This is a genomic window from Arenimonas sp., assembly GCF_019459675.1.
Lineage (GTDB): Bacteria > Pseudomonadota > Gammaproteobacteria > Xanthomonadales > Xanthomonadaceae > Arenimonas.
The window spans coordinates 1-13,293 of record NZ_JAIBFH010000238.1 but is presented as its reverse complement, the minus strand read 5'-3'; the positions used below and the strand labels follow the sequence as shown (position 1 = coordinate 13,293).

Here is a 13,293-nt window from a genome sequence, read left to right as displayed (position 1 = left end):
GCTGCGGCCGACGGCGTCCAGCAGGTCTTCGGACAGCCCGTTGCGCAGCGTGGGCTTGCGCACGTCCACCACCCGCACCACCGGTGGCCGCGCGCCGCCGGCGCGCTGCCCCAGCCGCAGGTGGCGGTAGCGTCCCTGCAGCGCGTTGTGCAGCGACTCCAGCGACGGCGTGGCGCTGCCCAGCAGCACCGGGATGCCCAGCTTGCTGGCCCGCACCAGGGCCAGGTCGCGCGCGTGGTAGCGGATGCCGTCCTGCTGCTTGTACGAACCGTCGTGTTCCTCGTCCACCACGATCAGCCCGGCCTCCGGCAGCGGGCAGAAAATCGCCGAGCGCGTGCCCACCAGCACCCGCGCTTCGCCACGCGCCATCGCGGTCCAGGCGCGCGCGCGCTCGCCGTCGGCCAGCCCCGAGTGCAGCGCATGCACCGGAACGCCAAGCCGGCTGCGGAAGCGCTGCAGCGTCTGTGGCGTCAGCCCTATCTCTGGCACCAGCACCAGCGCCTGCCGGCCCGCCGCCAGGCAGTCGGCGATCGCCTGCAGGTACACCTCGGTCTTGCCGCTGCCGGTGACGCCCTCGAGCAGGTAGGCGCGGAATCCGCTCTCGGCGCGAATCGCCGCCAGTGCCTCCGCCTGCGCCGGCATCAGTGCGGGCCCGGGCGCCGTGGCCAGCGGCTCGACCCGGCCCGTGAACGCCACGCGCTCGGCCAAGTGGCGGTCGGCCAGGGCGCGCGCCGCCGGGCGCCAGTCTTCATCGCCGGAGTCGAGCTGGTCTTCGCCCAGCGGCCGCTCGGCCAGGCGCAGCAGCAGCCGCCTGGGCTTGCCGTCCCGGCCGGGGGCAGCCGCCGCCAGCAGGCCCTCGGGCGTGGGTCGCCAACCATGGCGCCCGGTCTCGGGCAGGGCCTGTCCGCCCCGGAGGGCGGCGGGCAGGGCGGTGGCCAGCACTTCGCCCAGCGGCGCGTGGTAGTAGGCGGCGACCCAGCGCAGGCTGTCGAACAGTTCGCCCGTCAGCAGGGCGCTGGCGTCCAGGCGCGCCAGCGCGGGCTTGAGCGGCGGGCTGTCGCTGTTCACAGGCGCCAGGCCCACCACCAGGCCCACCTGCTCGCCGTCGCCGCGCCCGAACGGCACCCGGACCCGGCAGCCGATCCAGCTCGCGTCAGCCACCTGCCCGGCGGGCGGCAGATAGTCGAAAAGACGCGGCAGCGGGACCGGCAGGGCGAGGCGCAGCGCGGTGTCGGGGGCAGCAGGCATGGCGGGAAGTCTAGCCTGCGGCTGGCGCCGGGAGGCCCGGGGTGTCACTTGCACGTCATTGTTGCTAACTCCATCACGAATGATGCCTAAGCTACTGTTCACAAAACCTAAACCCCCTTATCCACACCAATTGTGGATAAGTCTGTGGAAGAGACTCCCCGTGAAGATGCGCATCCCCCTTGTGGATGGCTCTGCGGCTGGGTTGGCGATTTTTTAACCATGCCGTCATAGTTCAAATAAAACAACGAGTTGGCGATATCACATTTCAGTCATTACGGCTTCGAGGCCCTGCCTGGGGGTCCTTCAGGCCCGGACTTCGGTGCTGTGCACAAAGTTTCACGCCGGAAGCCGCGCCGGGCTTGGCTGAGCAGGATTTTTCGGACTGTCAACCGCGTTGTTGTCTGAGTGGCTTGGCTAGAATGGGGGGGTGACCCGAGCTCCCCTGGCTTCTCCCAACCCCGCTCCTCCCTCCCCGGCACTGTCCGCCTTCCTGCGCGGCATCGAGCGCCGGGCGTTCGTCTTTGCCCAGGTCCAGTGCGGCGCCGACGCGGTGGCAGAGGCGGCCCTGGGACGGGCCATGCGGTCATTCAAGGCGGCGTCCACCACCATCCCCCTGTCGACCTGGCCGGCGGCCTTCTGGGCGCTCCTGGTGGCACAGGAAGAGCTGTCGGGTGGGCAGAGTGACGTGCCCGAGCTGCGTGCGCTGAGTTCGGGCCCGCGCGCCGCCCTGCTGCTGCGGATGGTGGCGGGCCTGGACTTCCCGCATGCCGCCGGCGTGCTGGGCGTCAGCGAGGCCACGTACCGTTTCGCGCTGCAGCGCGCGCTGCAGCAGCTGGGCGAGGGCGGCATAAGCTACGCGGTACTGGGCGCCCTGCGCGAGCGGCTGCACCGGCAGGTCAAGACCTTGCCTGAATCCCGCACGGCCTCGCTGGCCGCACTGCGCGCCGCCGTGCTGGAAGACGCCCCCGAGGCGCCGCCACCGGTGGTCGAACCCGTGTCGCCGATCTGGCGGCGCCTGGGCTGGGGCCTGCTGGTGCTGCTGGGCCTGGGTTTTGCAGCTACGTTCTGGACGCCCGCGCCGGTGCTGGCGCCCGGCGGCACCGAGGCCCTGCCGGTGGAAGCCGCGCCGCCGCGCGCGCCCGCCACGTCCGACCAGGTCACCCACCCGGATTACGCGCAGCTGGCCGCACCCGGCGACGAGCCCGTGGCCGCCGACCTGGCCCTGCTCAGCTGGATTGCTTCGAGTGAATCGGCCGGCAACGTGGGCGCCCGTGCCGACACGAGCGGCTCGGTGCCGCCGGAGCCACCCGTCCCCGACGACGCGCCCACCGCCTTCCAGGACCTGCCCCAGCCCCAGCGCGCCCTGTTGGTCCCGCTGGCGGGCGCCTGGCCCGGGCTGGAAGCCCCCATCCGCCGCCGTCTGCAGTCCAATGCCGCCCACTGGTTGGCGCTCGACCCCGCGCAGCGCGAAGCCCTCGCCGCGCGCATGCTCGCGTGGGACGCGCTGGCGGCGGCCGAACGCGCCCAGCGTCGCGGTCCGTTCGCTGCCTGGCAGGCGCTTTCGCAAGTCGAGCGCGAGCGGCTCCGGGCCGTCTTCGCCGAGCGGGCCGCGATGTCGCCCGAGCAGCGACAGGCCCAGCGCGACGAGTTCGAGGCGCTGCCCGCCGACCAGCGCCAGGAGTGGTGGCTGGGTCCGGAGATCGGCGCAGGATTCGCCCAGCTGCGGCCGCTGTTCGCGTTCGTGCCCGAGGGCGAACGCACGGCCCTGCTGTCGCTGCTGCGCGCCCTGTCGCCACAGGCGCGCGCCGACCTGGCCCTGCTGGCGCGGCGGTTGCCTGCCAACCAGCGCGAAAGCCTGCGGCGCGACCTGATGGCGGCGCCGCCGGCCGAGCGCGAAGCGCTTATCCGGGCGCGGCTGGAGCGCTGAGCCGAAGCGGCGGCCGGGCCCACGCCCGGCGGCTCACATGTTCACCAGGCTCACCAGCAGGCTCAGCGTGGCGCCCAGCGACACCAGCACCAGGTAGCAGCTGCCCAGCGCGCCGTACTTGACCAGCGTGATCGGCCAGCCCTGGCCATAGATGCGTTTTTGCATCAGCAGCAGGTACAGCGGCAGCCACGCGATCAGCGCGATCTCCGCCCAGCCCAGCGGCATCGACAGCCAGGGCATCGACGCCGTCCAGCCCGCCAGCGCATCCAGCGCCAGCACCAGCAGCAGGCCCGCGCACAGGAAGCTGTGGCTGTGCAGCGCCACGATCAGGTGTTCCATGTAAAGCCGCCGCTTGAACAGATAGGCGATCTTCAGCAACAGCGCGAACAGCGGCAGCAGCAAGAACAGCGTGGTGGGCACGTTCGACAGGAACGCGTCCTTGAGCAGGTTCGGGTCTTTCTGGATGCGCTGGATGTTTTCCTGGGCGTCGCCAGCCAGCAGGTTGAGGCGGGTGTTCGCCGCCTCGGGCAGGGCGTCTATCTTCACTGGGTTGGTCTGGGGGTCCCAGGCGCGGCCGTTGAAACTCAGGGTGGGGTCGTCCGGTGGCACCGGCTTGCCCTGCGCGTCCGCGTTCTCTATCACGGCGATGCGGCGCGCCGCCTCGTCCGCGATGGCCTTCTTTGCTGCGTCCATGCCCGCCGCCACGCCCGGGGCTTGGCCGCTCGCTTCATCCAGCGCGGCGATTGCCCGGTCGCGTGCGGTTTCCACTTGGGCCACGGTGTTGGCGCGGCGGATGCTGCCGTCTTCGTCGCCCGCCGCATCGATCACGATGGGCGGCGGGCTGCCGTCGTTGACGTTGATGTCGAAGCTGAGCTTGGCCGCGAAGAACGCGAACAGGCTCAGGAAGACGAACAGCCGCACCGGGCTGACGTAGCGGACGCGGCGGCCGGCGAAGTACTCCATGCTCAGGTGGCCCGGCCGCAGCAGCAGCGGTCCGAGCGTGCGCAGGATGCGCGAGTCGAGTTCAAACACCGAATCCATGAAGTCGCCGACGATGCTGCTGAAATGCCGCACCAGGCCCTGCGTGGGCTGGCCGCAGGCGTAGCAGTGTTCACCCAGCAGCGGCTCGCCGCAGTTCTGGCAGCGGCGCGCCGGCGCAGGCTCGGCGGCGGGCAGGGGTTCGGCGGCAGGCAGGGGCGTGGTCATGGCGGGCTCTCGTGCGACAGCGGCTAATATAGCGATCCTGAGGCCTGCGGCATTGTCCATGAGTCATTCCGAAACACGCGCCGTACGCCTGTGGCGCGAGATGCGCGTCAGCTTCGCGCTGGCGCTGCCGCTGGTGATCGGCCAGGCCTCGTCGATGGCGATGAACATCGTGGACACCGTGCTGGCCGGCCGGCACGGCCCGGTCACCCTGGCCGCGGTGGGCGTGGGCAGCGCCGTGTGGTCGGTGGTCATCCTGGTGAGCATCGGCGTGCTGATGGCCGTACCGCCGACGGTGGCCCAGCTCAACGGCGCCGGCCGCCGCGCCGAGATCGGGCCGGTGTTCCGGCAGGCGCTTTGGCTGGCGCTGATCCTGGGCCTGGGCCTGTTCTTCGTGGTGCGGGCGGGCGCGCTGGCGCTGGCGCCCATGGGCATCACGGCCGAGGCCCGTCCCGAGGCCGAGGCCTTCCTGCGTGCGATCAGCTGGGGCGCCCCGGCGCTGGCCCTGTACTTCTGCCTGCGCAACCTCAGCGAAGGAATCGCCTGGACCAAGCCCGCGATGGTGTTCGGCCTTGCCGGGCTGGTGCTGTTGGCGCCGCTGGGCTACTTCCTGATGTTCGGGCTGGGCCTGGGCGCGGCCGGGCTGGGTTATGCCGTGGCGGTGACGCTTTACTGCCAGACGCTGGCGCTGTGGCTTTACCTGTGGCACTCGCCGCGCTTCGCCGACCTGGGCCTGTTCACGCGCTTCGATCCGCCGCGCTGGGCGCCGATCCGCAGCCTGCTGGCGCTGGGCCTGCCGATGGGCGTTTCGGTGTTCATGGAAGGCAGTCTGTTCGTGGCTACCGCGCTGTTGATCGGCCAGCTGGGAACCACCCAGATCGCCGCGCACCAGATCGCCATCCTGGTGGCCAGCCTGGCCTTCATGGTGCCGCTGGGCGTGGCCATGGCCACAACGGTGCGCGTGGGCCATGCGGTGGGCGCCGGCGACCCGTCGGCGGTGCGCTGGGCGGCGGCGGCCGGCTACGGGCTCGCGATGATCGCGCAGACGGTGTCTGCCGTGCTGCTGGTGGTGTGTGCGGGGTGGCTGGCCAGCCTGTTCACCACCGATCCGGCGGTGATCGCCCTGGCCACCCTGCTGATGGCGTATGCGGCGGTGTTCCAGTATCCCGACGGCCTGCAGGCGATGTCGGCCGGGGCGCTGCGCGGGCTGAAAGATACGCGGGTGCCGATGTTCATCACCGTGTTCGCCTATTGGGGCCTGGGGCTGCCGCTGGGCTACTGGCTGGGCATCGTTGGCGGGCGGGGCGCGCCCGGCCTCTGGACCGGACTCATCCTGGGTTTGAGCGTGGCCGCCACGCTGCTGGGCTGGCGCTTCTGGCGGCTTGCCCGCCGTCCCCTGGCGCGGGTGGGCGTGACCTAACGCCCATGCGGCCTTCACCCCGGCTGCGTATGCTGGAACCTGGATAACCTGGAGTCACCCCATGTCCCATTCACAGCCTGGCCCGATCCGGCGCTTCCTGGGCGGCATCTGGAACACCGTCAACTTCTTCCGCCGGTTCGTTTTCAACGTCCTTTTCCTGCTGGTGCTGTTCCTGTTGCTGGTGGCGATCCTTGCCAACCCGGGCGTGCAGCCGCTGGAGGAAAAGACGGCGCTGGTGCTGGACATGAACGGGGTGCTGGTGGAGCAGTTCACGTCAGCGCCCCTGGATCGCGCGGTGAACCAGGCCACCGGCCAGGCACAGCCCGAGATCCAGCTGCGCGACGCGCTGAAGGCCATCAAGGCCGCCAAGGACGACAAGCGCATTGATCGCATCGTGCTGCTGACCGACGGCTTCAACTCCGCCGGCTTCGCCGCGTTGCGCGACCTGGCGGCCGCGCTGCGCGACTTCCGCGCGTCGGGCAAGCAGGTGGTGGCCTTCGGCACCAACATGGAGCAGAAGCAGTACTACCTGGCCGCGCAGGCCGACGAGGTCTACCTCGACCCGATGGGCGGCGTGCTGCTCGAGGGCCTGGGCCGCTACCGCATGTACTACCGCGAAGGCCTGCAGGACAAGCTGGGCGTGGACGTGCACCTGTTCAAGGTGGGTGAGTTCAAGTCCGCCGCCGAGCCCTTCGTGCTGGACGCGGCGTCGCCGGCCGCGCGTGAGGCCGACCTGTTCTGGATGACCGACGTCTGGCAGCGTTTCGTCGCCGACCTGGCGCAGGCGCGCAAGCTCGACGTGGCCGCGGTGAACGCCATGATCAACGACCTGCCCGCGCGCGTGCAGGCCGCCTCGGGCGACCTGGGCAAGCTGGCGATGGACGAGCAGCTGGTGGACGGCCTGATGACCAGCCAGGACGTGGAAACGCTGCTGATCGAACGTGGCGTCGCCGACGAGGAAGGCACCAGCTTCCGGCAGATCGACCTCAAGGGTTACCAGGCACACCTGATGCGCGAGAACCTGCGCATGGACAAGCGTCCGCAGGTGGCCGTGGTGGTGGCCCAGGGCGAAATCACCGACGGCGACCAGTCGCCGGGCACCATTGGCGGCGAGTCCACGTCGGCGCTGCTGCGCCAGGCGCGCGAGGACGACGAGGTCAAGGCCGTGCTGCTGCGGGTGGATTCGCCCGGCGGCGGTGTGTTCCCGTCCGAGCAGATCCGCCGCGAAGTCGAGCTGATCAAGGCCGCCGGCAAGCCGTTGGTGGTTTCCATGGGCAACGTGGCGGCGTCGGGTGGCTATTGGATCTCGATGAACGCCGACCGCATCTACGCCGACGAATCCACCATCACCGGTTCGATCGGCATCTTCGGCCTGTGGATGACGGTGCCGCGCGTGCTCGAGAAGATCGGCGTGAGCACCGACGGCGTCGGCACCGCGCCGCTCGCCGGCGCCTTCGATCCCACGCGTCCGCTGGACCCCAACGCCGGCATCATCATCCAGGCGATCATTGAAAAAGGTTACGCCGACTTCACCGGCAAGGTGGCCGCGGCGCGCGGCAGCACGCCCGAGAAGATCGACCAGGTGGCACAGGGTCGCGTCTGGAGCGGCGCGCAGGCCAAGGAACGCGGGCTGGTGGACGAGCTGGGCGGCCTGGAGGCGGCGTTGGCCTACACCGCGTCGCTGGCCAAGCTCGAGCCGGGCAAGTACGCCGTGAGCTACGTCGAGAAGCCGCTGTCGCCGTTCGAACGCTTCGTGGTGAACATGGGCGGCAACACGCGCATGCACGGCGTGCTGCGCGTGCTGGCGCCGACGCCGCTGCTGCTTGACCGGGAAACGCTGGCCAAGGTCGAAGGCGAGCTGTCCTGGCTGGACGGCAACGGGCGCTCGCCGTTCCGCGCCGTGGCCCACTGCCTCTGCGCTTACTGAGCCAACGGCTCCACGTCGAAAAAGCCCGGGCTTGCCCGGGCTTTTTCTTGCTCAGCCGCCGGCGTCTTCGAGGGCTTTGCGGCGATCGGCGTCGCTGCTGGCCTGGTTGGCTTCGACGGCTTTGGCCTTGTCGATCGGTTCGTTGATGGCGTCGCGCAGTTGGGTCGACCCGGTCTGGGGCTCGGGCAGGGTGTCGGGCGCCGGGTCGGGGGTGGGCGCATCGCAGGCCGCCAGGGCCAGGCAGGCGGCGAGGATCAGGGCAGTGCGCATTTTGCTGCTCCGCGGGTGGGCTTGGCCGTTATCCTACGCCTGGGCCGACGGGAGAGTTCCGATGACGAGCAGCCGCTGGCGGCTGGATGGGCAGGTGGCGCTGGTGACGGGCGCGAGCGCGGGCATTGGCCGCGCCATCGCCGCCGAACTGCTGGGCCTGGGCGCCGACGTGATGCTGGTGGCGCGCGACGAGGCGGCGCTCGAGGCGGCCCGCACCGAGCTGGAAGAGATGTTCCCGCTCAGCCAGGTCCGCGCGTTCGCGGCCGACGTGGCCGATGCGGAACAGCGCAGGGAAATCTTCGACTGGGTCGAGGACCTCGGCCACGGCCTGCAGGTGCTGGTCAACAACGCCGGCACCAATCTGCGGCGGCCCACCATGGACTATTCCGATGCCGAATGGCGCGCGCTGTTCGAGACCAACCTGTTCTCGGCCTTCGAGCTGAGCCGGTTCGCCTTCCCGCTGCTCCGCCAGCACGCGTGCTCGAGCATCGTCAACGTCGGCTCGGTGTCGGGCCTCACCCACGTACGAACCGGCGCGCCCTACGGCATGACCAAGGCGGCGCTGCACCAGCTCACCCGCAACCTCGCCTGCGAATGGGCCGAGGACGGCGTGCGCGTGAACGCGGTGGCGCCGTGGTACATCCGCACGCGCCGTACGTCCACGTCCCTGGCCGACCCGGACTACCTGGACGAAGTGATCGACCGCACGCCCATGGGCCGCATCGGCGAGCCCGAGGAAGTGGCGTCGGCGGTGGCCTTCCTGTGCCTGCCGGCCTCGAGCTATGTCACCGGCGAGTGCATCGCGGTGGACGGCGGCTTCCTGCGCTACGGTTTCTGAGCCGCGCGCTCAGCGGCAGCTTTCGTTGACGATGCGTTCGATGCGGATCGCTTCGGACTTGCGAAACGCGGCGGTGTCGCTGAAGGCGTGCAGGGCGTTGGATCGGGCCGTTTTAAGCCGGGCCTTGAACTGGTCGCAGGCGCTGGCGTCGTCCAGCCGCAGGCACGACTCGGACACCCAGCGGCAGCTTGCGGCGCCCTGCGCCGAGCCGCGCACGTCGTAGCCCAGCACCGACAGCGGCACGCAGCGCGTGTTGGGGTCGTAGTCTTCGGAGAAGCGCACTTCGCCGTCGTAGTCGGTGCACTGGAACAGGGGCGGCGGCGGGTAGGGCAGCGCGGGTCCCGGCGGCGGTGGCTCGGGTGGCAGGGCCTGGGGTTCCGGCTCGGGGGACGCCGCCGGCTTGGGCACGGGATCCTGGGGGCGCGTCATCTGGCGCATGGTCTGGGTCTGGCCGGCCGCGCAGGGTTCGTCCTGCAGCATCGCGCGGCCGCTCGCGTCCTGGCAGCGATAGACCGTGATGTCCTGCGTGGCCGCGGGTCCGACGGCGAACAGGAAAATGGCTAAGCTGGCTTGGATGAACCGGCGCATCGCCGGATTCTCCACCCGCCACGCCGACACTGCCAGCCCGGACCCCGCCATGACCCGCCTGCTGTTCATCCTTGCCCTGCTGATGCCTGCCGCCGTACCGGCCGCCATTCCCGCGGCGCCGCCCCGCGCCGAAGGCGAAGGCCCTTACCCCCAGCTGATCCTGCGCGGGGCCACCGTCATCACCGGCACCGGCGCGCCCGCCTTCGGGCCGGTGGACATCGTGGTGGAAGGGGATCGCATCGTCGAAGTGCGCGTGGTCGGCAGCGCCAATACGTCGATCAACCCGGCCAATCGACCGGCGCTCAAGGACGGCGGGCGGGAAATGGACCTCAGCGGCCAGTTCGTCATGCCAGGCATCGTGGACATGCACGGCCACATCGGCGGCGACGAGCAGGGCGTGGACGCCGAGTACGTCTACAAGCTGTGGCTCGGCCACGGCATCACCAGCGTGCGCGATCCGGGCTGCGGCAACGGCATCGACTGGTGCGTGAGCGAACAGCGCCGCAGTGAAGCCAACGCCATCACCGCGCCGCGCATCTTCCCCTACGCCTTCTTCGGCTCGGGTCGCGACACGCCGATCACCACGCCAGCGCAGGCGCGCCAGTGGGTGCGCGACATGAAGGCCAAGGGCGCGCTGGGCATGAAGTGCTTCGGCTACCGGCCCGACATTCTGCAGGCGGCGTTCGACGAACTGCGCAAGCTCGGCATGGGCAGCGCCTGCCACCATGCCCAGCTCGACGTGGCGCGCGTGAACGTGCTCACCACCGCGCGCTGGGGCCTGACCACGATGGAGCACTGGTACGGCCTGCCCGAGGCGCTGTTCGACGGCCAGACCGTGCAGCAGTACCCGGCCGACTACAACTACCAGAACGAACAGCATCGCTTCGGCCAGGCTGGCCGGCTTTGGGCGCAGGCCAGCGAGAAGGGCAGCGAACGCTACGAGGCCGTGATCACCGAACTGCTGGCGCTGGACTTCACCCTGGACCCCACGTTCACCATCTACCAGGCCACGCGCGACCTGATGCGCGCGCGCCGCGCCGACTGGCACGAGGCCTACACGCATCCGGCGCTGTGGGATTTCTTCACGCCCAACCGCGACAACCACGGCAGCTTCTTCTTCGACTGGGGCAGCGAGGAAGAGGCCGTTTGGAAGGACAACTACCGGCGCTGGATGGCCTTCGTGAACGACTACAAGAACCGTGGCGGCCGCGTCACCGTGGGCAGCGATTCGGGCTACATCTACAAGACCTACGGTTTCGGCACCATCGAGGAGCTGGAGCTGCTGCGCGAGGCCGGCTTCCATCCGCTGGAGGTGATCCGTGCCGCTACGCTGTCGGGCGCGCAGGCGCTGGGCGCTCAGGACCGGATTGGATCGATCGAAGCGGGCAAGCTGGCCGACCTGGTGGTGTTGGCCGAAAACCCGCTGGCCAACCTCAAGGTGCTCTATGGCACCGGCCATGCGCGCCTGGGCGACGACGGCAAGCTGCACCGCGTGGGCGGCGTGCGGTACACGATCAAGGGCGGGCTGGTGTACGACGCGCCGGCACTGCTGGCCGATGTTCGCCGCAAGGTCGCCGCGGAAAAAAGCCGCCGCGGCATCACCACCTATCCGCCGCCGGGCGACTGACCCGGCTGCGGTTTGCGGTGAGGCCGCCGAACGCGCCGGCGTGGCCTTGGTGGCGGACTTCTTCACCGCTTTCTTGGCCGCTTTCTTCGCGGGGGCCTTCTTGGCCGCCGTCGTCGCAACCTTCTTGGCGGCTTTCTTGGTCGCCTTCTTGGCGGCCTTCTTCACCGCTTTCTTGGCCGGTGCCTTGGCGGGCGCGTCGGCACCGGCTTCAGCCACCTTCTTGGTGGCTTTCTTCGCGGTCTTCTTGGCCGCGACCTTCTTGCCGAAGCGGCCGCCCTTGCGCACCGGCTTGCCGGCCAGCAGCAGCTCCTCGCACTCGGCCTGGGTCAGGCTGGCGGGCTCGCGGTCCTTGGGGATCTTGCCGTTCTTCTCGCCGTCGGTGATGTACGGGCCGTAGCGGCCGTTCAAAACCTGGATCTCGGTGCCGGGGAAGACCTTGATGGTGCGGTTGGCGATCATCTCGATCTTCGCGCGCACCAGCTCCACCGCGGCATCGAAGCTGATGGTGTAGGGGTCGTCGGTCTTGCCCAGCGAGGCATAGGTGTCGCCCAGCTTCACGAAGGGACCGAAGCGGCCAACGGCCACGGTGACGTCCTTGCCCTCGTGCTGGCCCAGGCTGCGCGGCAGGTTGAACAGCGGCAGCGCGTCTTCCAGCGTGATGGTGTGCATGCTGGTGCCGGGGCGCAGCGAGGCGAACTTGGGCTTGTCTTCGTCTTCGGCCGTGCCGATCTGCGCGAACGGCCCGTAGCGGCCCAGGCGCACCGACACCGGCTTGCCCGACTTGGGGTCGACGCCCAGCACGCGCGAACCGGTGGCTTCGGAGCGGTCCACCGACTCGCTCTTTTCGTCGATGGTGGCCTTGAACGGCTTCCAGAAGCGCTCCAGCAGCGGCACCCACGCCGCCTCGCCGGCCGCGACCGAGTCCAGTTCGTCCTCGAGCTTGGCGGTGAAGTCGTAGTCCACGTACTGCATGAAGTGGCTGGACAGGAAGTTCGCCACCGCGCGGCCGACGTCGCTGGGACGGAAGCGGCGGTTGTCGAGGTAAACGTATTCGCGGTTCTGCAGCACCTGGATGATGCTGGCGTAGGTGGACGGACGGCCGATGCCGTATTCCTCCAGCGTCTTGACCAGCGACGCTTCCGAGAAGCGCGGCGGCGGCTCGGTGAAATGCTGGTCGGTGTGGATGCTGCCCAGCGGCACGTCCTGGCCGGTCTTCATCGGCGGCAGCTTGCGGCCGTCGTCGTCGTCCTCGGCGGTCTTGGCGTCCTTGCCTTCTTCGTAAACGGCCAGGAAGCCCGGGTCGATCACCGTGGTGCCGCTGGCGCGGAAGCTGTGTTCACTGCCGGCGGCCAGTTCGACCGAAACCGTGTTCATTGTCGCCGGCACCATCTGCGAGGCGACCGTGCGCTTCCACACCAGCTCGTAGAGGCGGCGCGCGTCGTCGTCCAGGTACTTGGCCACCGAGGCGGGCGTGCGCAGCGCGGACGTGGGCCGGATGGCTTCGTGCGCTTCCTGGGCGTTCTTGGACTTGGACTTGTACTCGTTGGGCTTGTCGGGCAGCGCGCCGGTACCGAAGTCGCGGGCGATGACGTCGCGGATTTCGCTGACGGCATCGACGGAAAGATTGACGGAGTCGGTACGCATGTAGCTGATCAAACCCACGGCGCCTTCTTCGCCGATTGCGACGCCTTCATACAGCTTCTGCGCCACGCGCATGGTGCGCGAGGTGGTGAAGCCGAGCTTGCGCGCGGCCTCCTGCTGCAGCGTGGAGGTAATGAACGGCGGCGAGGGCCGGCGCTTGCGCTCCTTGCTGACCACGTCGGTGACGCGCAGGGCGTCGCCGGCGGCCTTCACCAGGCGCGCGCGCGCCGCTTCGGCGGTGGCCGACTCGGTGATGGTGAACTGTTCGAACTTCTTGCCGTCCAGCTTCACCAGCCGCGCCGTGAACGCCTGCTGCGGGTGGTTGAGCTCGGCCTCCATGGACCAGTACTCGCGCGGCACGAAGGCTTCGATCTCCTCCTCGCGCTCGACGATCATGCGCAGGGCGGGCGACTGCACCCGGCCGGCCGACAGGCCGCGCTGCACCTTGCGCCACAGCACGGGCGAGAGGTTGAAGCCCACCAGGTAGTCCAGGGCGCGGCGCGCCTGCTGGGCGTCCACCAGGTCGCCGGCGCCCAGGCGCGGGGTGTACACCCCCGCCCGGAGAGCCGTGGGGGGGGTTTTGGGGGTCACCCCCCCGGGCGCG

9 protein-coding genes and 1 pseudogene are annotated in these 13,293 nt (G+C 69.8%); 5 read left to right on the top strand and 5 right to left on the bottom strand.

Annotated features, from left to right (window positions below; translation table 11 throughout):
* Window positions 1-1,248, bottom strand: a 1,248-nt coding sequence (priA, locus tag K0M70_RS08080; protein WP_290781288.1) for a primosomal protein N', incomplete at its 3' end; no start/stop codon positions are given.
* Window positions 1,249-1,675: 427 nt separating this feature from the next.
* Between priA and K0M70_RS08075 the strand changes: the two genes are divergently transcribed.
* Complete coding sequence (locus K0M70_RS08075; RefSeq protein ID WP_290781287.1) at window positions 1,676-3,175, top strand: DUF3106 domain-containing protein; 1,500 nt, start codon at window positions 1,676-1,678, stop codon at window positions 3,173-3,175.
* A 33-nt stretch (window positions 3,176-3,208) separates the two neighbouring features.
* Here the strand turns inward: K0M70_RS08075 and K0M70_RS08070 are convergent, their stop codons facing one another.
* Window positions 3,209-4,381 carry a DUF3667 domain-containing protein gene (locus tag K0M70_RS08070; protein WP_290781286.1) on the bottom strand — a complete coding sequence of 391 codons (1,173 nt, stop codon included), beginning with the start codon at window positions 4,379-4,381 and terminating at the stop codon, window positions 3,209-3,211.
* A gap of 58 nt (window positions 4,382-4,439) precedes the next feature.
* Here K0M70_RS08070 and K0M70_RS08065 point away from each other — a divergent pair, with 58 nt between their 5' ends.
* Window positions 4,440-5,798, top strand: coding sequence for an MATE family efflux transporter (locus K0M70_RS08065; RefSeq protein ID WP_290781285.1), 1,359 nt, complete (start codon window positions 4,440-4,442; stop codon window positions 5,796-5,798).
* Window positions 5,799-5,859: 61 nt separating this feature from the next.
* Window positions 5,860-7,725: a signal peptide peptidase SppA gene (sppA, locus tag K0M70_RS08060; RefSeq protein ID WP_290781284.1), complete on the top strand. Its 1,866-nt coding sequence runs from the start codon at window positions 5,860-5,862 to the stop codon at window positions 7,723-7,725.
* 51 nt (window positions 7,726-7,776) lie between these two features.
* Here the strand turns inward: sppA and K0M70_RS08055 are convergent, their stop codons facing one another.
* Window positions 7,777-7,995: a hypothetical protein gene (locus tag K0M70_RS08055; RefSeq protein ID WP_290781283.1), complete on the bottom strand. Its 219-nt coding sequence runs from the start codon at window positions 7,993-7,995 to the stop codon at window positions 7,777-7,779.
* A 61-nt stretch (window positions 7,996-8,056) separates the two neighbouring features.
* Here K0M70_RS08055 and K0M70_RS08050 point away from each other — a divergent pair, with 61 nt between their 5' ends.
* Window positions 8,057-8,833, top strand: coding sequence for an SDR family oxidoreductase (locus K0M70_RS08050; protein ID WP_290781282.1), 777 nt, complete (start codon window positions 8,057-8,059; stop codon window positions 8,831-8,833).
* Window positions 8,834-8,842: 9 nt separating this feature from the next.
* Here the strand turns inward: K0M70_RS08050 and K0M70_RS08045 are convergent, their stop codons facing one another.
* A complete protein-coding gene (locus K0M70_RS08045) occupies window positions 8,843-9,421 on the bottom strand; it encodes a DUF4124 domain-containing protein (protein WP_290781281.1) in 579 nt (192 codons plus the stop codon).
* Here K0M70_RS08045 and K0M70_RS08040 point away from each other — a divergent pair.
* Window positions 9,390-11,048 (top strand): amidohydrolase family protein, encoded by a 1,659-nt coding sequence (locus K0M70_RS08040; protein ID WP_290781280.1) that lies wholly within the window; start codon window positions 9,390-9,392, stop codon window positions 11,046-11,048. The two genes, K0M70_RS08045 and K0M70_RS08040, sit on opposite strands and share 32 nt — an antisense overlap.
* Window positions 11,049-11,117: 69 nt before the next feature.
* On the opposite strand, the pseudogene topA reads toward K0M70_RS08040, so the two are convergent.
* Window positions 11,118-13,293 (bottom strand): annotated as a pseudogene (gene topA, locus K0M70_RS08035) (type I DNA topoisomerase); the annotation flags it as partial.